Origin of the sequence: Bacillus cereus group sp. BfR-BA-01382, from assembly GCF_022663475.1 — a bacterium.
Lineage (GTDB): Bacteria > Bacillota > Bacilli > Bacillales > Bacillaceae_G > Bacillus_A > Bacillus_A thuringiensis_S.
In genome coordinates this window covers 22,660-46,517 of sequence record NZ_JAKUFQ010000039.1, presented here as the reverse complement: position 1 = coordinate 46,517, position 23,858 = coordinate 22,660, and the positions used below count along the sequence as shown (strand labels likewise).

The window sequence follows — 23,858 nt, the reverse complement described above, 5'->3', positions numbered from 1 at the left end:
GACTATCAGTTCATTGAAATGAAAGCTCCAACTGGCTATGATTTAAACGTTAAACCAATTCCTTTCACAATTACGAAAGGACAAACTCAAGTTACCTCTGTTACAGCTTTAAATAGTTTAACAACAGGTTCAATTGAGTTAACTAAAGTTGATATTGATCACCATGGAACACTTGAAGGTGCCATTTTCAATATTTTAGACCAAGATGGAAACGTCATCCGAGAAGGTTTAAAAACAGATCAACAAGGAAAAGTAATCATAAATGATTTGAAACCTGGTAATTATCAATTAGTAGAAACAAAGGCTCCTAAAGGCTATCAATTAGATGCATCACCAATAAAATTTACAATTGATAAAGCCCAAGCTACGCCACTACAAATTACAGTTTCAAATAAAAAGATTGAATCTTCTTCAGGTGGAGATGACAAGCCCGTTACTCCGCCAAATAAAGAAGAAAACAAAGGCACTGAAACATCTGAGAAACACGAAAACGGAACTTCCGAAGAAACATCGAATGAAACAGATAACAAACAGCAAGATGATCGAAATACGGATAAGCACCTTCCAAATACAGGTCATAAAGAAGATCCTACACAAACAGTAGGTATCGTTCTTCTACTAGCTGGATTATTAAGTATTTTAGCTAAAAAACGCAAAAAAAATTATTAATAATTTTTTCACACCCAATCAATCTCTCAATTGATTGGGTGTTTTTTTATACAAAAAGGACGATACATAAAGTATCGTCCTTTTAACGGGGTGAGGCTGCCCAAAAGTACGGAAAACCTTTGAACAGCCTCGTATTTTCATATGGATGCCTTACATATATCACTGATAATAATTATGAAATGCGGAAACATAATTACCATCAACTGATTCAAACATGAGGAATGAAACCCTACAGTGGTTCCATTCCTCTACATAATCTAAAGTTTGGGTACACTAGATTCATGCAATGTAGGGGCTTTCAGAGTAGAAAGCGAACCTTCGTTTAAAATGATAGCATACATATCTCCCTCAAAAATATGCAAATATGCATATATTGTTTTTATTTCTCAATGTCAGAATATTGAAAAACAAAAGACGCAAAGGTAAAATAAAGTCATTATCCGTCTTCTTTTGTCAGTCAGAGAGAATAGAAGAATAGGAGAGGAAAAAATGAGCAAATCATTGAAACAAAAAATAGTAAGCTCTTTGCTTGCTATATCACTTGCTGTTAGCTTAGCTCCAATTGGGCAAGCAAAAGCGGATTCCACTTCAGAAGTTCCACAAACTCCATCTATTACAAAACAAATTGATCCAAACCGCGCCATTGAACATGTTCGTTTCTTATCTGAAACAATTGGGCCTCGACCCGGTGGAACAAAATCCGAAGAATGGGCTTCTCGTTACATTGGTATGCAGCTTAAATCAATGGGTTATGACGTAGAATATCAGCCATTTCAGGTGCCCGATCAATACGTTGGATTCATTGAATCACCACTATCAACAAAACGTAATTGGCAAGCTGGTGCTGCTCCTAATGCACTAATATCTACAGAAGCTATTACAGCTCCCCTTATCTTTGTTCAAGGTGGGACAAAATTAGAAGATATTCCAAATGAAGTAAACGGTAAAATTGTTTTATTTGAAAGAGGAACGACAGTTACAGATTATAATAAACAAGTTGAAAATGCTGTTAGCAAAGGTGCAAAAGGTGTTCTTTTATACAGTTTAATTGGCGGACGCGGAAATTATGGACAAACCTTCAATCCCCGCCTAACGAAAAAGCAATCTATCCCTGTCTTTGGTCTTGCTTATGCGCAAGGAAATGCATTTAAAGAAGAAATCGCTAAAAAAGAGACAACAATTCTTTCCCTAAAAGCGAGACATGAATCTAAATTAACATCTCTAAATGTTATCGCAAAAAAGAAACCAAAAAAGAGTACGGTTAATGAAAAAGCAGTCGTTGTAAGCTCGCACTATGATAGTGTTGTTGGAGCACCTGGCGCAAATGATAATGCTTCTGGAACTGGATTAGTATTAGAACTAGCTCGTGCTTTTCAAAATGTAGAAACTGATAAAGAAATTCGCTTTATTACCTTTGGTTCTGAAGAAACTGGATTACTTGGTTCGGATTATTACGTTAATAGTCTATCCCAAAAAGAACGTGATCGTATTTTAGGCGTCTTTAATGCTGATATGGTTGCAACAAATTATGATAAAGCAAAGAATTTATACGCTATGACACCTGATGGCTCTACAAACTTTGTAACAGATGCTGCCTTGCAAGCAGGTAAACAATTAAATAATGACCTCGTTCTTCAAGGGAAATTTGGCTCCAGTGATCACGTACCGTTTGCTGAAGCTGGTATTCCTGCTGCTCTATTTATTTGGATGGGTGTCGATAGTTGGAATCCATTAATCTATCATATCGAGAAGGTATACCATACACCCCAAGATAACGTATTAGAAAACATTTCACCTGAACGAATGAAAATGGCATTAGACGTTATCGGAACAGGAGTTTATAACTCGCTTCAAAAACCTATTACTCAAACTGAGCAGAAAGCTGCTTAATCAATAAAAGACCACTGATTTTTATCAGTGGTCTTTTATTGAGAAAAAATATATATGCATAAAAGCATATTTTATCCTACTCATTATCGTATACAATATTAACTGTAACAACACCGATTACAACTAATAAGGAGGCTTTTTCTATTATGAAAAAAATGATTTTAGTAGGTGCGTTAACTTTAGCAGGAATTACCGGAGCTACCGCGTTTATTCCTGAAACAAAAGTCGCTGCTGCCGCTCAAGAACAAAGCTTTACAAAATTTTATTCTTTGCAAACTGGAGGTAGTTCTGAACAAGAACCTATTTTCCTTCAAAAAGGACAAGAACTAACAATTCATCCTAACAGCAAAACTCCTAGTTACAGTGTTTATGACTCAAATCATAACCTTATTGGGCGTTATTCTGATGGTTACGGCCGAATTTTCACTGCAAAAACAGATGGAAATATGTATGTTCAATTTCATGCACCTTACGTTTACTATAGTCCTGTTAGTTTTTCTGTTACTTATACAATCCAATAAAATAAGGGGCCTTTCTCAGGGGCCCTTTATTTTGCTTCCCAATTCACTTTTACAAAACCATCTTTCACCATTAAACCACTTATATTGAATACATACTTTTCATTTGCTTTTAATGTAGCTTTAAAAGTACCTTTTTTCGATTCACAAATCTCCTTTAATTCCTTTATCCCTTCTCCTTGTCTTTCATACAAGCTAAAGCATAAGTTACCACGCTTTGCATCTGTTTCATAAGAAAATGTTACTTCTGTATCTTTTGCATACTCAAGTTCAATATCTTTCCCAGCAATATCCCATGATGAGAATTTTGCCTCGTAACTTGTCTCCCCTTTCTTCTCATTTTCTAAATATATATCACCAGCTCTCCACATATCATCTAACGTTTGAACGAAAGCAAAGCCGCTAAGTAATACAAACATCGCACTTGCAAATATAACAACTAATGTTACCTTTTGCTTTTTCATACCCTTCATCGTATATTCTCCTTCTACTTTCCGGCTATTTCTGCGTGTCATATATAACAAAACTCCAATAAAAAATGGCAATATAATCGCTATAACACTCCACCACTTACTTATTCCACGCGTTTTCGCATCTGTATATACCCATGATGCTACACATACTAAAAGTGCTATAAAAGCCAAAAACATTGTAATCCCAGCTATCTCAAATACTACAAATGGATTAGCGAACCCTATCATGTAATTTATACTCCTTCTTTAAAAATGCCTGTATGACAACATATATAGGAATGTATATGTGCATCATAATAACTATCGTTATAATGACAGATATTTTATGATCCAAATGACTAACAAACTGCTCTAGGGTGACTGTTAATACAATCATCCAAATAGCATGAATGAAAACAACCCATCTCTTTTCTAATTTTCGAGCATTTCGCACGCTCTGTTTCGTATGGTTTATTAGCTCTTCGTTAGGAACCATCTCTCCCGCTAAGCTACTTTTTATCTTCTGATCAAACTTATCTTCCGTCATAAACGAACCCCTCCAAATGTTCTCGAATTTGCTTCTTCGCATAATTAAGGCGGTATTTCACTGTACCAATCGGTATATTTAATATTTCACTCATTTCTTTATAAGAATATTGTTCATAATAGTAGAGTACGAGCACAGTTTTATACTTTTCATTCAATAACTGTATAACTTCCCGTATCATTTCCGCTTCCACTTTTTGAATACATTCTTCTGATATATTTACTTCATCTGCGAAATCTATTTCTCCACCATCTTCTTTATGAAACAAATCCAATATTCGATCTTTCCACCTTTTTTTCTTACGATAAAAATCATAAAACGTACGAACACAAATTGTAGCAATCCATTTTTTATAATTATCCACATAGGAAAGTTGATGCCTTGATGAAAAAACCTTTATCCACGTCTCTTGAAAAATATCTTCCGCATCTTCTTTCGTTTTCGCTAACTTATAGCATAAGGAATATATTTGCTGCTTATATATATCAATTAATTCTTCTACCTTTTCTTCCATCATAAGCCTCCTGTCATTTATATAAGACGACGCAAATTATCCTTTTGTTTGATAAAATTTTATTTTTTTATTATCTCCATACAAAAAGGCAATCACAACATCATGTGATTGCCTTTTATTTAAAAACGAAAGTCCGCTTCCGCTTTTCTTTATTGTCTAGCTCCAGCGGCTAGAATACTCGGTGGCTTCGCGCCTTCCTCCGAGGCAAAGTACGCCTCTCTGTCAGGAGCTCCATCCCCCTCCTATTCTGAACGAGTCGGCTCCGCTTTTCTTTATGTCCAGCTCTGCCTCCTAGCCCCTTCTGTCTAAGAACCTTCCCCACGAGAAGATAAAATGCATCTTCTGTGGGAAAGAACCTTAGCCTTCGGGACTAAACAGTCGGCTCCGCTTTTCTTCATTACATTTTTTCTGGTGCAGATACTCCTACGATTGCTAATGCATTTTGAAGCGTAGTGCGTACTGCTTTCATTAACTCGTAACGAGCTTTACTTAATTCTAAGTTATCTTGGTTTAATACTTTTTCTGCATTGTAGAAGCTGTGTAATGCTGCTGCTAATTCAAATGCATAGCTTGTAATGCGGTGTGGCAGACGTTTTTGTGCTGCATCCGCAACTACAGCTGGGAATTCACCAAGCTTTTTCAGTAACTCTACTTCTTTCTCAGAAGTAACAAGTTTGTAATTCACGTCTCCATCTGCAGCTAATCCTAACTCTTCACCTTGACGAAGGATACTGCATACACGAGCATGAGCATATTGTGCATAGTATACTGGGTTTTCATTAGATTTTGATACAGCTAAGTCCATATCGAAGTCCAAATGAGAATCACCACTACGCATTGCGAAGAAGTATCGCATTGCGTCCACGCCTACTTCTTCCATAAGCTCACGAAGTGTAACTGCTTTACCTGTACGCTTACTCATTTTCATTTTTTCACCATTTTGGTATAGTTGTACCATTTGGATGATTTCTACTTCAAGTGTTTCTTTATCGTAACCTAGCGCTTGAATAGCAGCTTTCATACGAGGAATGTAACCGTGGTGGTCAGCACCCCAAATGTTGATTAGCTTATCGAAACCACGCTCTAATTTATCGCGATGGTAAGCAATATCTGGCGTTAAGTATGTGTAAGAACCGTCATTTTTAATTAATACACGGTTTTTGTCATCACCGTAAGTCATTGAACGGAACCAAGTTGCTCCGCCTTCTTCAAAGATTTCGTCACGCTCTTTTAATACAGTAAGTGCAGCATCGATTTTTCCGTTTTTGTATAATGATGTTTCTGAGAACCATACATCAAATTTAACACGGAAGCTCTCTAAGTCTTTTTGAAGTTTTGCTAACTCATATTTCAAACCGTATGAACGGTAGAATTCATAGCTTTCTTCAGCATCAGCTTTTGCGTAACGATCGCCAAACTCTTCAGCTAAACGTTTACCGATTCCAATGATATCCGCACCATGGTAACCGTCTTCTGGCATTTCTTTATCTAAACCTAAAGCTTGCATGTAACGAGCTTCAACAGAAAGAGCTAAGTTATGAATTTGGTTACCAGCATCATTAATATAGTACTCACGAGATACATCGTATCCTGCTTTTGCTAATACGTTACATAAAGTGTCACCCACTGCCGCACCACGTGCATGTCCTAAGTGAAGGTCACCTGTTGGATTCGCAGATACGAACTCAACTTGTACTTTTTCACCTTTACCAGTGTTCGTTTCACCGTAAGCTTCACCAGCGTTTACGATTGTTGGAATTAAATCTGTTAAGTAGCTATTATCCATATAGAAGTTAATAAAACCAGGACCAGCGATTTCGATTTTTTCAATAGAAGCTTTTGCTTTATCGAAGTTTGCAACTAGTTCTTCTGCAATCATACGAGGTGCTTTTTTCGCAACGCGTGCAAGTTGCATTGCCATGTTTGTAGAGAAGTCACCATTTGTTTTATCTTTTGGAGATTCTAATACAACGTTTGGAATCTGTTCTTCTGTCGCTAATTCTGCCTTTAATACAGCAGCTTGAATTTCTTCTTTAATCAATCCTTTTACCTGTTCTAAGGAATTCATTATTTTGCCTCCTTCAAATTAATTGTAATTGTATATCTGCCAGCTTCTTGTTCACTTAGAAGCAATGCGTACGTTAAGAAGAGTTGTCCTTTTTTCTTTTCATCCGACCATTTAAAAAGAACGTTATCAGTTTTCGTTTGCAGTGCAAACGTACCAAGTTCACTCGTATACGTACCCGTTGTCCATTCACCTTTCACATGCGTCTGACGCATAGAAATAGCACCTGAACGCATAATGAGAACTTGTTCATCTTGAATTTTAATAATTGTTTTCACTTCGCCTTGTTCGTTCGGCTCCTGGAATGTTACATATGTACCTTGACCTTTTACATAGTATTGACCATTTGCTTCAAAAGCAACGGTTTCCTTCCTCGCCCCTTCACGGATTTCTGTTACGAAATGAACGTGTACCGGCAAGCCTGCAAGTTGTTTCTTCACGTCTTGCACACCTTTCAAATGTTATAGATATTAAATACTACTTATAATAAATCACTTTTCCTATCATATCAAAAAAAGACGCTGTCTGTCTGCTGAAAAATCAGGAAAACTCCATTTCAAAAAATAATTCCCTCCTACTTTATTTCATATGATAAAATATTTTTTAAATCTAAATATTCTTTTAATTATAGAGGTGAATTCAATGATACCAACAAAGTTAAAAAAGGGTGATGAAATACGCGTGATTTCACCATCCTGTAGTTTAAGTATTGTTTCAAATGAAAATAGAAAACTTGCTATAAAAAGATTAACTGACATGGGCTTTCAAGTGACATTCTCAAAATATGCCGATGAGATAGATCGATTTGCTTCCTCTTCTATTTCTTCCCGCGTCCAAGACCTCCATGAAGCATTTAGAGACCCTAATGTAAAAGCTATTTTAACTACACTTGGCGGATACAACTCGAATGGTTTATTGAAATATCTCGATTTTGATTTAATTCGTGAAAAACCAAAACTTTTCTGTGGTTATTCTGATATTACTGCCTTAAATAATGCAATTTACGCAAAAACGGGTCTCGTTACATATTCAGGTCCCCACTTCTCTTCATTTGGAATGGAAAAAGGACTCCATTACACGGCTGATTACTTTTTACAATGCTTAACCGCTAATGAGCCTATTGAAATCATTCCGGCGGAAACGTGGAGCGATGATTCTTGGTATATGGATCAGAAAAATCGAGAATTTATTAAAAATGAAGGGTATGTTCCAATTCAAAAGGGGGAAGCGACAGGAGAAATTATCGGTGGCAATATGAGCACACTTAATTTACTACAAGGCACACCATATATGCCAAACTTAAAGGGCAAAATTTTATTCCTTGAAGAAGACAGTTTAACAGGAAAATCGACACTTAAAACTTTTGATCGCTATCTACATTCCCTTATGCAGCAACCTAATTTTGAACATATAACAGGTATTGTAATAGGAAGAATGCAAAAAGAAGCAGAATGTACGATAGCGGACATTCAAGAAATGATTGCTTCAAAACCTGAACTTGCACATATTCCTATTATTGCAAACGCAAGTTTCGGGCATACAACCCCGATTTTCACTTTCCCAATTGGTGGACGTGCAAAAATTATTTCTAACAAAGAAAAGACATCTATCACTATTTTAGCGTACTAAAAAAGGAGCGAATGAGTCGCTCCTTTTATGGTTTTTCTATTTTTTGCAACGCTTTTTGCGGGATTGACTCTTTCGTTATTTCAGCCCATCCTTTTCCTTGCATACCTTTTGCATAAATTTTTATAAAAGCACCTGCATGCAATTCACGATTTACCATTCTTTTAATAATTTGTTGATTTCCGTCCTCTGTATACCCTTTAAATGTATACAAATACTCACCGTCTTTTTTCTCACCTTTATCTACAACCGCATAATAATCTTGTATTTCTTTATTTGAAAAGAAGTTGTCTACAAAAGCATGTACACCTTCTGTTTTTGTATTCAAATAATACGCTGTTCCCCCTAAAATAATGGCGAATACAGCTAAAACTTTAATGACCAATTTCATACATGCGCCTCCTGTTTTACACTTCTTTCTCACTAATGTTATGTCTATACCTGTATTATACGGAAAAGGGTATACTATACTCTATCGAAAAGTCTTACACAATCCTTACATTATTGTAAGGGATTTTTTCTTACAGCAAGTTCCCAAGAAAAAATTTTTCCGTTTCATACACTTTTATATTATTATTGAATGATACGAATTTTTATTACAAAAATCAAAGGAGACAGTTTTCAAATGGCTATCTTGCAAGGTTTAGCACTATTACTTGTTGTACTTTGTCTATTTACATTTTTCAGTTACCGTGCGCCTTATGGAATGAAGGCGATGGGTGCTTTAGCTAATGCAGCAATCGCAAGTTTTCTTATTGAAGCATTTCACCGTTATATAGGTGGAGAAATGTTTCACAATGACTTTTTACAATCAGTAGGAGAAGCTTCTGGTAGTATGAGCGGTGTTGCAGCAGCGATTTTAGTCGCATTAGCAATCGGTGTTTCCCCCGTATACGCTGTTTTAATTGGTATCGCTACTAGTGGATTCGGTATTTTACCAGGATTTTTCGCTGGATACGTTTGTGCCTTCGTCGTGAAATTTCTCGAAAAGAAATTACCAGCTGGTGTGGAATTTTTAGCAATCCTATTCATCGCTGCACCAATCTCACGTGGAATGGCAATGCTTATGGATCCGCTCGTTAACGCAACACTTGGTAAAATCGGTTCTATGATTTCAGTTGCAACTACAGAGAGTCCTATCATTATGGGTATTATGCTTGGTGGATTAATAACAGTTATTTCTACCTCTCCACTGAGTTCTATGGCACTAACTGCAATGCTTGGATTAACAGGTTTACCAATGGCAATTGGTAGTCTTGCCGTAGCAGCTTCAGCCCCGATGAACTTTATTTTCTTTAAACGATTAAAAATTTGTTCAAAGAAAGATACAATTGCTGTAGCAATCGAGCCTTTAACACAAGCCGATGTTGTCTCAGCAAATCCAATTCCAATTTATATGACAAATTTCGTTGGCGGTGCACTTGCCGGTATTATTACATCGCTATTCCAGCTTGTTAATAATGCACCAGGAACAGCATCACCGATTCCAGGTCTTCTCGTCCTATTCGGATTTAATGACGTTATAAAAGTAACGATTGCTGCTGTACTATGTGGAATCGTTACCACTATTATCGGATACATCGGATCTATTGTGTTCCACAAATATCCGATCCGCTCTGCTGATGAAATTCGCGGCGTTAATTCGGAAGAGAAAGTTGCATAAGAAAAAGAGTTATTCTCACCTTTTGAGAATAACTCTTTTTTTCATGTCTTGCCATGGTAAATAAGATTATATCGACGATTTATATATATATCGACTTACCGACACATTCTGAGCGAGCCGCTTCCGCTTTTACTTCACCCAACCGAGCAGCATTTCCCGCACGAATTTGCTTGCTGCGACTGGTGTTTGATCACTATGGTCGTAGACCGGAGCTACTTCTACTAAGTCTGCTCCAACTACATTTATATTTGAATTTGCAATTGCTACGATGGAATCTAATAATTCTTTAGATGTAATACCGCCAGCTTCTAACGTTCCTGTTCCTGGAGCGTGAGATGGGTCTAATACATCAATGTCGATTGTGACATAGACTGGGCGTCCAGCAAGTTTCGGTAATACTTCTTTTAACGGTTCTAATACGTCAAATTTATATAAGTTCATACCTACTTCTTTCGCCCATTCAAATTCTTCCTTCATTCCAGAACGAATTCCGAAAGAATATACGTTTTCCGGACCAATTAAATCACACACTTTACGAATTGGTGTAGAGTGGGATAAAGGCTCCCCTTCATACGATTCACGTAAATCAGTATGAGCATCCATGTGGATGATTGCTAAATCCGGATATTTTTTTGCCATTGCCTTAAAAATTGGCCAAGACACTAGGTGCTCACCGCCGAGACCTAGTGGAAACTTATCGGCATCTAAAAGTTTTGATACATACTCTTCAATCATGTCTAAACTGCGTTGTGCGTTTCCGAATGGTAATGGGATATCACCCGCATCAAAATATTTTACCTCTTCTAATTCACGATCTAAATATGGGCTATATTCTTCAAGACCGATTGATACTTCACGAATACGTGCAGGACCAAAGCGAGAACCTGGACGGTAACTTACTGTCCAATCCATAGGCATCCCGTAAATAACTACCTTTGACTCTTCAAAACTTGGATGACTTTTAATAAATACTTTACCTGAATAAGCTTCATCAAAACGCATATTCTTTTCCTCCTTATGTGGAACTTAAGGTATCCCAACCTTTCATTATTTCTCAAATTTGGAGCGAACTGCTCCTCTTTCTCGATTTACCGGTGTCTTCTTTTTTAACAATAAGAAGACGATTTTCTTTACAGGAGTGTAAGTAGCTAGCATGTTCAAGTCTTCTGGACAAACACCTTAAATGAGCTACCTACACTTTATTTGTTCAAACTCGATTTCTTACTTAATTAAATCGCCAACAAATTTCGGTAATGCGAATGCTGCATTGTGTAATTCTTTTGTGTAGTATTTCGTTTCGATTTCGTGGAAACGCTCTTCACTTACTTCTAATGGATCATGTTTTTTAGATCCAATTGTGAACGTCCAAAGACCACTTGGGTAAGTTGGGATGTTCGCTGTGTATAAACGAGTAATTGGGAAAATCTCTTTTACGTCTTTAAACACAGTTGTAATTAGTTCTGGTGTGAACCAAGGGTTGTCCGTTTGTGCAACGAAAATACCATCTTCTTTTAACGCTTTAGAGATTCCAGCGTAGAAACCTTTCGTAAATAAGTTTACTGCTGGGCCTACTGGCTCAGTAGAATCTACCATAATTACGTCGTATTCATTTTCGCTTTCTGCGATGTGTAGGAAACCGTCTCCTACTTTTACTTCTACACGCTCATTATCTAATGCGCCTGCAATTGATGGTAAGTATTGTTTAGAGTACTCAATTACTTTTCCATCGATTTCAACAAGAGTTGCTTTCTTTACACTTGGGTGTTTTAACACTTCGCGAATAACACCGCCATCGCCGCCGCCAACAACTAATACGTTTTCAGGGTTTGGATGTGTAAATAAAGGTACGTGCGCTACCATTTCGTGATAAACGAACTCGTCCTTTTCTGTTGTCATAACCATGCCGTCTAAAATAAGCATGTTTCCGAACTCTTCCGTTTCAACCATATCAAGTTTCTGGAATTCTGTTTGCTCCGTATGTAATGTGCGGTTAATACGCGCCGTAATCCCAAAATGTTTTGTTTGTTTTTCAGTGAACCATAGTTCCATCGTACAATCACGCCTTTCAATGCAAATTTATAATAGGGACATCATTAATGTCCCCTAACAAAAATAAAACAAAACATCCAAAATGTATAGTTAAAAGTACAAAAATACCGAAAATATATTTTAGTCAGAGGGTTCTAACATATGTGTATAAAGAAAACCCTTTCTTAAGAAAGGGTTTTCTTCTCTAGTTCTACTGGTTTACGAATTGGAATTAAGATCATAATACAACCAACTAACACAACAATTCCCCCAACTAAAAATGGGCTTTGTGGTGAAACTGTGTGCCCGATAACTCCTGATAAAATTGGAGCAATCGCACCACCTAACCAACGAACAAAGTTATAAACACCTGACGTAACAGATCTTTCATAAGGTGAAATATCCATTACATAACTTGTATATAATGCATTGTTTAAGCCAGATGCCAATCCTGATAAAACGATAAGAGTAATTTGTAACCACATAATTTTCACAAAGAATAGTGCAATTAAGAAAATCGCAAATACGAGTAAACTCCCCTTCAATAATGTTTTTGGTTCATATTTCCCTTCTAGCTTATGTGCTAAAATTGCAGAACCGTAAGCTAACGCCAGTCCCCATCCGCAAAATACAAAGCCTAATTGAATAGCTGATAAATGCATAATAAGTGGTGAATATGCTAACACAACAAAAAATCCGTAGTAGTATAGCATCCCTGAAATAGCACCTTGCATAAATGGTTTATACTTCACCAAGTTAAGTAATTCCCCTACGCCAGCAGCCTTACGCTTCACCTTTCGCTCTGGTTCTTTTACAAAAAAGAATACTAAAATAAATGCTAAGAAAATTAAAATACTCGTCGCGAAAAACGGATAACGCCAAGAATGTCCACCTAGTATTCCACCCAATAACGGCCCCCCAGCCATACCTAAGCCGATAGCTGCTTCGTATAATCCTACTGCTTCATGAACTTCTTTACTTAATGCTATTAACAGTGTCATTGCTGTCGCAAAAAACATCGCATTTCCTAATCCCCATCCAGCACGGAAAAGAGATAATTGAGCAATCGTTTGCGATATACCGCATATAAACGCAAATACAGTCACAATTGCAAGACCGATTGTCATCATTCGTTTATCACCAAATCTCGATGCAAATATACCAGCTGGTAACATCATGATTGCCATCGTTAAAATATAAGCGGTAAATAACATTTCAACTTGCCAATGCGTTGCACCAATTTTCTCAGCAATAATCGGCAAGATTGGGTCAACTACCCCTATACCCGAAAAGGCAAGAAAGGTAGCTACCACTGTAATCAATCTCCCTAGTTTTTGTTTGCTCTCCATTTTGATTGCTCTCCTTTTGTGCTCTCTAAAAATGTTACTGCACGATGTAAACTATCTTCGAGTTCTGCCTTTACACGTTGCATTTGCTCCATTTTTTCGTCTAACGTTTGCACTTGTTTTTCAAGCATATCTTTAATTTCTTGAATCACTTCACGATCACGAGGGTTCTCGCTATTTCTTCTTTGCTCCATTCTTTCTTTTAGTGATAAGAAATGTTGCATTTCTTGAAGTGTGATTCCTAGCACTTCTTTCGCTTCTACAATTCTTTTAATTCTGGCAATATCCTCATCCGTATACAGACGAATATTCCCCTCACTACGTTCTGGGGGATGAATTAAACCAATTTCCTCATAATAACGAAGTGTACGTTTTGTTAAACCGACTTGCTTTGTTACTTCATCAATTTTATACATGTTTATTCCTCCCTTCACTCAATTATTACATTTTACGTTAACGTTAACTTTTCTGCAACTGTTAGACTTTTGTAAATGTTTGTCATATTCAATTGTATTTTCCCTAAAGCAGTTTCATAATGAAAGAAAAGAGATAATAAGGAGATTTTCATATGAGTAAACCACTTATTTTTGCTCACCGCGGAGTAAAAGGAACACATCCCGAAAATACGATGATTGCCTTCCAAGAAGCTGAACGCATTGGCGCTCACGGAATTGAACTCGATGTCCACCTATCAAAAGATGGTGAACTTGTCGTAATTCACGATGAAACCGTCGATCGTACAACAAATGGCGTTGGACTTGTTTCTGAAAAAACGGTAGAGGAATTACAATCATTGGACGCTGGTAGCCATAAAGCCCCTTCTTTCCAAGAAGCAAAAATTCCAACGTTGCGCGAGGTTTTCATTTGGCTTTCCACAACGAACTTACAACTAAATATTGAATTAAAAACAGATGTTATTCATTACCCAAATATTGAGGAAAAAGTTGTTGCACTTGTGCGTGAATATCATCTTTCAAATCAAATTGTATTTTCATCATTTAACCATGACTCTGTTTCATTATTAGCAGAAATTGCTCCTGAAATTCCAAGAGCAATTTTATATGATACACCGATTGCTGATCCAATTGCCGAAGCAAAACATAGAGAAGCAAGTGGATTACATCCAAACTTCCAGCTATTAACGAAAGAATTTGTGCAGTTAGCACAAGAGCAAGGATATGTTTTCCGTCCATATACAATTAACGAATACAAAGATTTACAAACTATGATTGATTATGGTGTAGATGTCATCATTACCGATTGGCCAACACGTGCCTTTGAGCTCCTTTCTTAATGGAAGGGGCTTTTTTATTTTCGAAATTTCATTGTTTAAAATAAACGAAAACCCTCAATACTAATACAATAACGCTTGTATTAATGAGGGGCTGAAAAAAGATGGATCAAACTATGAATCCAAAACTTAAAAAATATAAACGTCTTTTCTTCACCGCAATGTTTTCTTGCGTCCTTTTCTTCGTTTTTTCTTTTTTTGTTATTATTATAGTTGCAAAAATTATGGGACCTCCTCCTGTTGCGGTCCCGCAAACAAGCGTCTTTTACGCAAACGATGATACCGTTATTGGACAAAGTAACGAAATTCAAAAACGTTACAATGTCTCTCTTAATGAAATTTCACCTTATGTAAAAGAAGCGACCCTTTCTATTGAAGATCAAAGATTTTATAAACATCACGGCTTCGATTTAAAACGGATTGCAGGTGCAATTGTTGCTGATTTAAAAGCAATGGCAAAGGTACAAGGAGCTAGTACAATTACACAACAATACGCGCGTAATCTGTATTTAGATCATGATAAAACGTGGAAACGGAAATTATTAGAGGCAATGTACACTGTCCGCCTTGAAGTAAACTATAATAAAAATCATATTTTAGAAGGATATTTAAATACAATTTATTACGGACATGGAGCTTATGGCATCGAAGCTGCGTCCCGTCTATATTTCGATAAAACAGCAAAAGAGTTAACATTAGCAGAAGCTAGTATGCTCGCAGGTATCCCAAAAGGACCAAGTGTCTATTCTCCCTTTTTGAAAGAGGATCGTGCTAAAGGACGACAAGCCCTCATATTAGATGAAATGGTAGAACAAGGATATATTACGAAGCAACAAGCAGCCTTAGCGAAGAAAGAGCCACTAACTTTTGCCTCATTAGATACGAAAAAAGTAGCAGAGGTCGCACCATATTTCCAAGATGCTGTACAAGCTTCACTTCTTCGTGATGTTGGATTAGACGAACAAGCTTTACAACGAGGTGGCTTGCGAATTTATACAACGCTAGACCCTAAACTACAAGCTGTAGCAGAACAAGCTGTAAAAGATCATATACCTGACACAACAAACATACAAACTGCTCTCGTCTCTATGAATCCAACGACAGGTGAAGTGGCTGCTCTTGTTGGCGGAACTGATTATACTACGAGTCAATTTAACAGGGCTACACAAGCCATCCGTCAGCCTGGTTCTACATTTAAGCCATTTCTATATTATGCGGCATTAGAACGAGGATTCACACCTGCTACGCGCTTAAAAAGCGAATATACTGTATTCACCTTAGGTGACGGTGTTTCAAAGTATAAACCGAAGAACTATAAAGATTATTATGCCGATGATTTCGTAACGATGGCACAAGCTCTCGCAGTCTCTGATAACATATATGCTGTGAAAACGAATTTATTTTTAGGAGATGACGCGCTTGCAAAAACAGCGAAACAATTTGGAATTACAAGTGCATTAAAAGATGTGCCTTCTCTAGCTCTCGGTACATCACCAGTAAAACCAATTGAAATGGTCAACGCTTATAGCATGTTCGCAAACGGTGGAAAAGAAGTAAAACCTACTTTCATTCGCCGCATTATGGATCATGAAGGAAATATATTATACGATGCTCATTTAGAGAGTAAACAAGTTCTCGACAAGAGCAAAGCGTTTGTAATGGAAGAAATGATGACTGGTATGTTTAATAAGAAACTAAGCAGTTATGCTGCTGTAACTGGCCAATCGATGTTATCAAAATTATCAAGAACATATGCCGGAAAATCTGGTTCTACTGAAACGGATAGTTGGATGATCGGATTTACTCCGCAAATCGTAACTGGTGTATGGGTCGGATACGATCAACCTAAATCTATTTCAAACGTAGCAGAACAAGGATATGCGAAGAAAATATGGACTGATACGATGGAGAAAGGCTTAGATGGACAGCCAAAAAAAGAATTTAAACAACCAGGTGACGTCGTAGCGGTTAATATCAACCCAGAGAACGGTAAAATTGCTACAAAAAATTGTCCTATTTCTGTGAAAATGTACTTCGCTAAAGGTACCGAACCGACTGAATATTGTATGGATCACGTCGATGATAAAGAAGAATTTGAAAAAACGACTGAAGAAAAGAAAAAAACAAGTTGGTGGAAAAAATATCTTCCTTGGTAAAAAAAATAGCTGACGGGCATCCGTCAGCTATTTTTTATTCACTTAATAATGCACGGCGCAATTCTTCACCAGATTCGTTCCAAATCGCTTCATTATGTTCTTTCAAGAACGTACCAAGTACTTTTTTAGATGATTCATCCATATGGTCAACCATAATGTGACGCTTCATTGATTTATCCATTTTGTTTACGTGTTCTGGAAGTGATTTATATCCGCGGCGAATCTCACGGTCAACTGTCATTTCACAAGCTGTTACACCTGCGTAATACGCACCTGTCGCAGTTCTTTCAATCGTTACCCAAACAAGCCAAAATGGTTTTCCGTTTGGAACTTCATCTTTATTTGTTAAAAACTTAATACCTTTTTCTACTGTACTACGCGCATGCATCGCACCGATATCAACGAATGCAGTCTTCTCTAGTACATCAACAAATACAGGTGAAATGTTTTCTAAGCTTAATGCCCCAACACCAAATCCACCATGTCCATCTGTTGAATCATTTTTCACGATATTAAAACCGATTTTTTTCTTTTTCTCTGTCATATGTAAAATCCTCCTCACTTAAAAATTATAAAAGGCCAAAAATAGGCGCAATGATGCTATCTAAAAATACAAATACATGCGGAATAACTACCTGAAAAATAGGTTGAATTGTGTAATTACTAAGCGGTGTAATAACGAGAATTAATAACGCAATTGCCCCGTATTTTTCATACTGTGTCATTTTCGCGCGAATATTTGCTGGTGCTAAATCTTCCACTACGCGATACCCATCAAGTGGTGGGATCGGTAATAAGTTAAATACAAGTAAAACGATATTCAGCATAATAAAAATCTGGAAAAATTGAGCTAACGTATCTGCTACTGCAGATGGAATTGAGTATAATACACCAAATTTTAATAAGCTATACCAAATAATTAAACCAATTGCACTTAAAATTAAGTTACTAATCGGCCCTGCAATTGAAACTAATATGCCTGCAAGACGCGGTCTTTTAAAGTTATATGGGTTAACAGGAACCGGTCTTGCCCAACCGAATCCAAGAATTAATACTGCAATCAAACCGATAGGGTCTAAATGAGCCATCGGTGATAACGTTAAACGCCCTTGTCTCTTTGCTGTATCGTCCCCAAATTTATATGCAACATATGCATGTGCAAATTCATGAACGGATAATGCAATAATAATCGCCATTGCTACCAACGGAATTTCGTGCAATGGATATCTAAATAACTGATCCATACTTCATCTCCTCTTCCATATGTCAAAAAAAGAAATTATTTGTTTTTTCGATTGTTCTTCCCCATAATCCGCTATAATAAGAGTGTAACTTACATAAAAGGAGCGATTGTACATGCCATACGTAACAGTGAAAATGCTAGAAGGACGCACAGAAGAACAAAAGAAAGCTCTTGCTGAGAAAGTAACAGCAGCAGTAAGCGAAACAACTGGTGCTCCTGAAGAAAACATCGTTGTTTTCATCGAAGAAATGTCTAAAAACCATTATGCAGTTGGCGGAAAACGATTAAGCGACAAATAATTTCAAGTTTTTTCATAAGAAGTAGCCATTAGCTGCTTCTTATTTCTTTCCTTCTAACAACTCAATAATTCTCTCTTTATATTTTCCTTTTCTTCCATCTTCATAGATTAAATCATGTGGATAGAATAACTTTTGATCCGTTCTTTTCTTACCTGTAATCGCCTCAACAATATCCGATTCACGTGAAAGCTCTCTAAGCTCTCCGTTTGGCATAAGAAGCAGGATTGGCAGACGCTCTTCTTCTTCTCCTGCACGATAAAAGTCATACGGTAAGTCCGATGTTGAATCAACTACTAAATAATACTCCGGATCAAGTCCAATCTTTTTAAATAAACTACTTAACTCCATCCAATTATCTAAACCGTGTTTATCTGTAAACTCTACATATTTAAATAGATTTCGATTCATAAAACGGCGACATAAATCGCTTAAAATTGGATCTTCTTCTTCCTGCCATACTTGGAAGTAGTAATACATAACGTTCTCGTCTAACTTTAAATAATCCTCTACTGTTACTTCTTCTTCAAATAAAGAATAGAAATGAACAGGATGATTTTTAAATGTGTAATACTTCTCGTGCAGTGATTTCGCACGGTGTAAAATCTTCGTTAAAATAACTTCTGCACTTCGCGTTACCGGATGGAAATATACTTGCCAATACATTTGATAACGACTCATAATGTAATGCTCAACAGCATGCATACCACTATTTTTAATGACTACTTGATTCCCATACGGACGCATTACACGCAGTATACGTTCCATATCGAAGTTTCCGTACTTTACGCCTGTAAAATAAGCATCTCTTAATAAATAATCCATACGATCCGCATCAATTTGACTCGAAATCATACTAATCGCTAATTTATTAGTAGACGTTTTTGCAATTACATCTGCTACCTTTTGTGGAAACTCCTTATCAACACGACTTAATACATCATTAATCTCCGTATTGCCAACGATAATCTTTTGCGTAAATTTCTCATGATCTAATGAAAATACTTTTTCAAACGAGTGAGAAAATGGGCCGTGGCCGACATCATGAAGTAATGCCGCACATAAACATAACAATCTATCTTCAGCATTCCAATTTGGTCTGCCATCAAACACATCATCAATCATACGACGAATAATTTCGTATACACCTAACGAATGAGTAAAGCGACTATGCTCTGCACCGTGAAATGTAAAAAATGTCGTTCCAAGCTGCTTAATACGGCGCAAGCGTTGAAATTCTTTCGTTCCGATTAAATCCCAAATAACACGATCACGCACGTGCACATATTTATGTACTGGGTCTTTAAACACTTTTGTTTCGCTGAGTTTGTCGTTTAAATATACCACTTTCCGACATCCCCCTTTCTTTACTACATTCTTACTTTATATTATAAACGAAATGAGAAACAGAAAGAAATGAAAGACTGTATTAATTCCCTTTATAAAAAGAAAAAATCACCTTTACCGAAGTAAAAGTGATTTCCTTTATACATTATTTACCTAAAACGAATTCAGCAACTTCGTCTAAGATCATATCTTTCCCTAGTGGGAAGTAACCTTTGTTTAAGTCTTCATTTTTAATTGTAAATACGTGGTTGTTTTTAACAGCGTTCATGTTTTTCCAAATTGATTCTTCTTGGAATTCTTTTAAGCGCTGAGAACCGTCACCAGTTGTAAATACGAATAAGTAATCTGGGTTGTAATCGATTAAAGCTTCTTTTTGTACTTGTACTAACGGTTTATCAGTTGGTGTACCTTTAACTGCTGGTAGTTTTAAATCATTAAAGATTACGCTACCGTAACCGTAGTCACCGTATACGCGGAAAGCATTTGGATATGCAGCCATTTTCATAAATGTTGCTTCACCAGTTTTAGCGACGATTTTGTCATGTAATTTGCTTGCTTTTTCATCATACTTTTTGAACCATTCTTTTGTTTCTTTTTCTTTACCGAAGATTTGACCTACTTCTTGGAATTTTGGACGCCATTGATCTAATGGAGTGTTTAACATAACTGTTGGTGCAATTTTAGATAATTGATCATAAATCTTTTCTTGACGATTATTTACAAGAATTAAATCTGGTTTTGCAGCAGCTACTGCTTCGATGTTAATTTTATCGCCCCAAGCAGAACCAACTGGTTTAACGTCTTTTAGTTTCTTTTCAATATGTGCATCAATTTTTTCTTGAGATGTATTAGCAGTAATAACCGGTTTCATACCGAAAATTAATAATTCTTCTGTTGAACCACTAAGGTCAGCAATTTTCTTTGGATTTGCAGGAATTTTAATTTCCCCTTTTGCATGTTTTACAGTGCGCTCTTCAGTCTTTGCATCTGCTTTCTTTTCTTCTTCTTTGTTAGAACAAGCTGCAAATAGTACAGAAGTCACAACTAGTACCATTGCTAATAGTGCCATTTTAAAATTCTTCATGTTCCCACTCCTTCTAGCTGTACTTATCTTATAAGTTACAATGAACTATAAGAAACAAATATAACAATTAATTTATATATATTTATTAATTGTTGTTAATAACCCATTCTAACGGGCGTTCAACTTCCCATTCTTATATAAGAAGCTCAACGTCCATTAGAAGTCCCCCCTCTTCACGAGGGGGTTCTACTTATGCTTTTTTACGCAATTGATTACTAATCATCGCTAAATCATATGTTAAACAAATTGGCTTACAGTTTACTGGACAAGGAACGATTTGAGCTTCAATCTCAAATACACTGCGAAGTGTTTCACTTGTCATAACTTCATCTGGCGTTCCTTGTTTCATTAACTTACCTGCTTTTAATGCAATCATATGATCTGAGAAACGAGAAGCGTGGTTTAAGTCATGGATAACCATAACAATCGTTCTACCTTCTTCTTCATTTAATTTTTTCAATAAGTTTAATACTTCTAATTGATGAGCCATATCTAAGTACGTTGTTGGTTCATCCAATACAAGTAATTCTGTTCCTTGTGCAAGGGCCATCGCAATCCATACACGTTGACGTTGCCCGCCTGATAACGCCTCTGCTGAACGATTTGCGAATTCTGTCATTCCCGTCACTTCAAGTGCCCAATGAATGTAACGATAATCCTCTTCTTTCAACGTTCCAAATCCTTTTTGATGAGGAAAACGTCCATATGAAACAAGTTCAAACACAGTAAGGCCAGTTGGCACTTCTGCAGTCTGTGGTAAAATCGCCATTTTCTTTGCGATTTCTTTTGTTGGTTGTTTCTCGATTGCTTTTCCGTCAAGATAAACAGTACCTTTTTTCGCCTTCAAAATACGAGAAGCCGTTTTTAATAATGTGGACTTCCCACAACCATTTGGTCCAATAATTGTTGTAATTTTCCCTTCCGGAATTTCAACTGTTAATCCATCAATAATTAACCCTTCATTATAGCCAACAGATACCGCATCAACTGCTAAAGTTGCCATACAAAAAGCCTCCCTTTATTTTGTCCTCATAAGTAAGTATATGAAATATGGTGCACCAATTACAGAAATAACAAGACCGACCGGTATTTCTGAAGTTGTTAACACGCTTCTTGAAATTACGTCTGCGAATAAGAGTAAAAACGTCCCTATTAGTGCAGCAGTAGGCAGCATAATTTGATGTTTACCACCAACAAGGCGCCTCGCTAAATGCGGAGCCATTAAACCGATAAAACCAATTCCTCCGGCAACAGCGACAGATGCACCAGCTAAGCAAACTGCAATAAATAATAATTTACGTCTTTCCTTTTCTACATTTAAACCAAGACCAACTGCTGTAGAATCGCCTAGGTTCATTACATTTAATATGTGCGCCTTACTAATAGCAAGTGGCAAGAAAATAACCATCCATGGAAGTACACTTAGCACGAACTTCCAATCTGTGCCCCATAGACTTCCTGCTAACCAAATCGTAGCAAAACGAAAATCGTTAGATGTCATCTTCATAGAAAAAATTAAACTAACAGCACCAAACCCGGCTGCAACAGCGATACCAACTAGTATTAATCTCGTTGATGAAACGCCGTCTTTCCATGCTAGTAAATAAATAATAACCGCCGCTAATATTGCACCAACCAACGCGAAGAATGGAAGGATAAATACAGATAAAAATGTACCAGTCCCAACTTTTCCAAAGAAAAAGTAGACGAATATAACAACTGTTAATCCCGCTCCAGCGTTAATACCGATAATACCTGGATCAGCAAGTGGATTTCGTGATAATCCTTGCAAAATCGCACCTGACATCGCTAAAGCAGATCCGACTAGTATAGCAATCACCATACGCGGCATGCGGAATTCAAATAAAATAACAGACTGATCTTCAGCCCCTATTCCAACCAATGACTTTAATACGTCCATTGGCGGTATTTTAAAAGTTCCTGTATTTAAACTAATAAGAAATATAGAAACGATTAGTCCTACTAAAATCGTTAATATAGAAATGTTCTTTTTTGTTAAGACACTCGTCCTCACATCTTTCCTCTCCCTTCATTACGTGCTAAGTAGAGGAAGAATGGAACCCCAATTAGCGCTGTAATTGCTCCAATTGGCGTTTCAAATGGCGGGTTAATAACGCGAGATAACATATCTGCACATTCAATTAACAGCCCGCCTAAGACCGCAGAACATGGAATAACCCATCTATAGTCCGAGCCTACAAGGAAACGAGTCATATGCGGGATTACAAGACCAACAAATCCAACTGATCCTGCCATGGAAACTGCGGAACCCGTTAAAACAAGAACAAGTACTGTTCCGATAAATTTAATTAATGTCGTATTTTGACCAAGTCCAATCGCAATTTCTTCACCGAAGCTCAAAATTGTAATATATCTCGACATCATAATTGCGATAAAAAGACAAACAAGGCCAATTGGCACTAACATATTAATACTTTGCCATTTCACTCCAGCAACTCCGCCTGCATTCCACATGCTCACCTCTTGAGCAAGATTAAAATACAATGCAATTCCAGATGAAATTGCCCCTAATAGAGCACTAATAGCTGCACCTGCTAAAGCTAATTTCACAGGTGTTAATCCACCTGGTGAAGAAGACCCAATTCCATATACAATGCTTGCACCAAACGCAGCTCCAATAAAAGATGCAATAACAAACATCAAATAAGGTGAATTAGGAAAAAATGCATACATAATTGCAATTCCAAATACTGCACCATCTGTAATCCCCATTAACGATGGTGAAGCAAGTGGATTTCGCGTCATGCCTTGCATAATTGCTCCTGATACCGCTAAAAAGGCACCTGCAACTACGCCCCCTATTGCTCTAGGCATGCGAAGCTCTTGAATTACGTTATGATGTGTAATAGATCCATCAAACTGAAATACAGCTTGCCATACAGTCTTTAAACTAATATCTGCAGCCCCAAAAGAAATAGAAACTGCCATGCTTAAAGCTAACAAAACTGTACCCGCTACTAAAATAATAGAAGCAATAAGCGGTCTGCTCTTAATCTCTTTAACATTCTCTTCTTGCTGTTCTATACTGCTTGCGCTCGCTTCCATCCCTCAACCATCCTAACCAACAACATATATTTATTA

Annotated in this window: 25 protein-coding genes; 8 read left to right on the top strand and 17 right to left on the bottom strand. The window is 36.9% G+C overall.

Annotation, left to right across the window (positions count from 1 at the left end; all coding sequences use genetic code 11):
- From MR160_RS16950 to MR160_RS16940, 3 genes are all read left to right on the top strand, one after another.
- Positions 1 to 669: MSCRAMM family protein (locus MR160_RS16950; RefSeq protein ID WP_242297790.1), on the top strand; the 669-nt coding region annotated here is incomplete at its 5' end.
- A gap of 489 nt (positions 670 to 1,158) precedes the next feature.
- Positions 1,159 to 2,559, top strand: a complete 1,401-nt coding sequence (locus MR160_RS16945) for a M28 family metallopeptidase (RefSeq protein WP_242297789.1) — start codon at positions 1,159 to 1,161, stop codon at positions 2,557 to 2,559.
- A 146-nt stretch (positions 2,560 to 2,705) separates the two neighbouring features.
- Positions 2,706 to 3,080 carry a hypothetical protein gene (locus tag MR160_RS16940; RefSeq protein ID WP_000738257.1) on the top strand — a complete coding sequence of 125 codons (375 nt, stop codon included), beginning with the start codon at positions 2,706 to 2,708 and terminating at the stop codon, positions 3,078 to 3,080.
- Positions 3,081 to 3,106: 26 nt separating this feature from the next.
- On the opposite strand, the gene MR160_RS16935 is transcribed toward MR160_RS16940, so the two are convergent.
- The 5 genes from MR160_RS16935 to MR160_RS16915 all read right to left on the bottom strand — a co-directional run bounded on the left by MR160_RS16935 (position 3,107) and on the right by MR160_RS16915 (position 7,095).
- Positions 3,107 to 3,778 (bottom strand): ABA4-like family protein, encoded by a 672-nt coding sequence (locus MR160_RS16935; protein WP_000578914.1) that lies wholly within the window; start codon positions 3,776 to 3,778, stop codon positions 3,107 to 3,109.
- Positions 3,762 to 4,076 carry a hypothetical protein gene (locus tag MR160_RS16930; RefSeq protein ID WP_000133816.1) on the bottom strand — a complete coding sequence of 105 codons (315 nt, stop codon included), beginning with the start codon at positions 4,074 to 4,076 and terminating at the stop codon, positions 3,762 to 3,764. The genes MR160_RS16935 and MR160_RS16930 overlap by 17 nt, the downstream gene beginning before the upstream one ends.
- Positions 4,063 to 4,590, bottom strand: a complete 528-nt coding sequence (locus MR160_RS16925; protein ID WP_000391648.1) for an RNA polymerase sigma factor — start codon at positions 4,588 to 4,590, stop codon at positions 4,063 to 4,065. The genes MR160_RS16930 and MR160_RS16925 overlap by 14 nt, the downstream gene beginning before the upstream one ends.
- A gap of 397 nt (positions 4,591 to 4,987) precedes the next feature.
- Positions 4,988 to 6,658, bottom strand: coding sequence for an arginine--tRNA ligase (gene argS / locus MR160_RS16920; RefSeq protein WP_001086463.1), 1,671 nt, complete (start codon positions 6,656 to 6,658; stop codon positions 4,988 to 4,990).
- Entirely contained in the window at positions 6,658 to 7,095 is a 438-nt protein-coding gene (locus MR160_RS16915) for a YwiB family protein (protein WP_000744343.1), read from the bottom strand. The genes argS and MR160_RS16915 overlap by 1 nt, the downstream gene beginning before the upstream one ends.
- Positions 7,096 to 7,297: 202 nt before the next feature.
- On the opposite strand from MR160_RS16915, the gene MR160_RS16910 reads away from it, so the two are divergent.
- Positions 7,298 to 8,284, top strand: a complete 987-nt coding sequence (locus tag MR160_RS16910) for a S66 family peptidase (protein WP_242297787.1) — start codon at positions 7,298 to 7,300, stop codon at positions 8,282 to 8,284.
- Between the two features lie 25 nt (positions 8,285 to 8,309).
- On the opposite strand, the gene MR160_RS16905 is transcribed toward MR160_RS16910, so the two are convergent.
- Positions 8,310 to 8,672: a YxeA family protein gene (locus MR160_RS16905; protein ID WP_000779933.1), complete on the bottom strand. Its 363-nt coding sequence runs from the start codon at positions 8,670 to 8,672 to the stop codon at positions 8,310 to 8,312.
- A gap of 234 nt (positions 8,673 to 8,906) precedes the next feature.
- Here MR160_RS16905 and MR160_RS16900 point away from each other — a divergent pair, with 234 nt between their 5' ends.
- Complete coding sequence (locus MR160_RS16900) at positions 8,907 to 9,944, top strand: PTS sugar transporter subunit IIC (RefSeq protein WP_081143281.1); 1,038 nt, start codon at positions 8,907 to 8,909, stop codon at positions 9,942 to 9,944.
- A 129-nt stretch (positions 9,945 to 10,073) separates the two neighbouring features.
- On the opposite strand, the gene speB is transcribed toward MR160_RS16900, so the two are convergent.
- The 4 genes from speB to MR160_RS16880 all read right to left on the bottom strand — a co-directional run bounded on the left by speB (position 10,074) and on the right by MR160_RS16880 (position 13,734).
- The gene (speB, locus tag MR160_RS16895; protein ID WP_242297785.1) at positions 10,074 to 10,946 is read right to left on the bottom strand and encodes an agmatinase; all 873 of its coding nucleotides are present in this window, start codon (positions 10,944 to 10,946) and stop codon (positions 10,074 to 10,076) included.
- 219 nt (positions 10,947 to 11,165) lie between these two features.
- Entirely contained in the window at positions 11,166 to 11,993 is an 828-nt protein-coding gene (gene speE, locus MR160_RS16890) for a polyamine aminopropyltransferase (protein WP_000424696.1), read from the bottom strand.
- A 164-nt stretch (positions 11,994 to 12,157) separates the two neighbouring features.
- A complete protein-coding gene (locus tag MR160_RS16885; RefSeq protein ID WP_000444235.1) occupies positions 12,158 to 13,321 on the bottom strand; it encodes an MFS transporter in 1,164 nt (387 codons plus the stop codon).
- Positions 13,300 to 13,734, bottom strand: a complete 435-nt coding sequence (locus MR160_RS16880; protein WP_242297783.1) for a MerR family transcriptional regulator — start codon at positions 13,732 to 13,734, stop codon at positions 13,300 to 13,302. Before MR160_RS16880 ends, MR160_RS16885 begins: the two co-directional genes overlap by 22 nt.
- A 152-nt stretch (positions 13,735 to 13,886) precedes the next feature.
- On the opposite strand from MR160_RS16880, the gene MR160_RS16875 reads away from it, so the two are divergent.
- Both MR160_RS16875 and MR160_RS16870 read left to right on the top strand, forming a co-directional pair.
- Positions 13,887 to 14,612 (top strand): glycerophosphodiester phosphodiesterase, encoded by a 726-nt coding sequence (locus MR160_RS16875; protein ID WP_081143283.1) that lies wholly within the window; start codon positions 13,887 to 13,889, stop codon positions 14,610 to 14,612.
- Positions 14,613 to 14,713: 101 nt separating this feature from the next.
- Positions 14,714 to 16,765 (top strand): transglycosylase domain-containing protein, encoded by a 2,052-nt coding sequence (locus MR160_RS16870; protein ID WP_000372951.1) that lies wholly within the window; start codon positions 14,714 to 14,716, stop codon positions 16,763 to 16,765.
- 34 nt (positions 16,766 to 16,799) lie between these two features.
- On the opposite strand, the gene MR160_RS16865 is transcribed toward MR160_RS16870, so the two are convergent.
- A complete protein-coding gene (locus MR160_RS16865) occupies positions 16,800 to 17,309 on the bottom strand; it encodes a YwhD family protein (protein ID WP_000136681.1) in 510 nt (169 codons plus the stop codon).
- Between the two features lie 25 nt (positions 17,310 to 17,334).
- Positions 17,335 to 18,009, bottom strand: a complete 675-nt coding sequence (locus tag MR160_RS16860) for a site-2 protease family protein (RefSeq protein ID WP_000372445.1) — start codon at positions 18,007 to 18,009, stop codon at positions 17,335 to 17,337.
- Between the two features lie 112 nt (positions 18,010 to 18,121).
- Between MR160_RS16860 and MR160_RS16855 the strand changes: the two genes are divergently transcribed.
- On the top strand, positions 18,122 to 18,307 hold the full coding sequence (locus MR160_RS16855; protein WP_001147171.1) for a 2-hydroxymuconate tautomerase: 186 nt from the start codon (positions 18,122 to 18,124) through the stop codon (positions 18,305 to 18,307).
- 39 nt (positions 18,308 to 18,346) lie between these two features.
- Here MR160_RS16855 and MR160_RS16850 read toward each other — a convergent pair whose 3' ends face one another.
- The 5 genes from MR160_RS16850 to MR160_RS16830 all read right to left on the bottom strand — a co-directional run bounded on the left by MR160_RS16850 (position 18,347) and on the right by MR160_RS16830 (position 23,822).
- A complete protein-coding gene (locus tag MR160_RS16850) occupies positions 18,347 to 19,651 on the bottom strand; it encodes an HD domain-containing protein (RefSeq protein WP_000262742.1) in 1,305 nt (434 codons plus the stop codon).
- Positions 19,652 to 19,796: 145 nt separating this feature from the next.
- Positions 19,797 to 20,735 carry an ABC transporter substrate-binding protein gene (locus tag MR160_RS16845; protein ID WP_000787726.1) on the bottom strand — a complete coding sequence of 313 codons (939 nt, stop codon included), beginning with the start codon at positions 20,733 to 20,735 and terminating at the stop codon, positions 19,797 to 19,799.
- A gap of 190 nt (positions 20,736 to 20,925) precedes the next feature.
- Entirely contained in the window at positions 20,926 to 21,738 is an 813-nt protein-coding gene (locus MR160_RS16840) for an ABC transporter ATP-binding protein (protein WP_000212066.1), read from the bottom strand.
- A gap of 15 nt (positions 21,739 to 21,753) precedes the next feature.
- Positions 21,754 to 22,770 (bottom strand): FecCD family ABC transporter permease, encoded by a 1,017-nt coding sequence (locus MR160_RS16835; protein WP_001260753.1) that lies wholly within the window; start codon positions 22,768 to 22,770, stop codon positions 21,754 to 21,756.
- A complete protein-coding gene (locus MR160_RS16830) occupies positions 22,767 to 23,822 on the bottom strand; it encodes a FecCD family ABC transporter permease (protein ID WP_000388296.1) in 1,056 nt (351 codons plus the stop codon). Before MR160_RS16830 ends, MR160_RS16835 begins: the two co-directional genes overlap by 4 nt.
- Between the last annotated feature and the right edge of the window lie 36 nt (positions 23,823 to 23,858).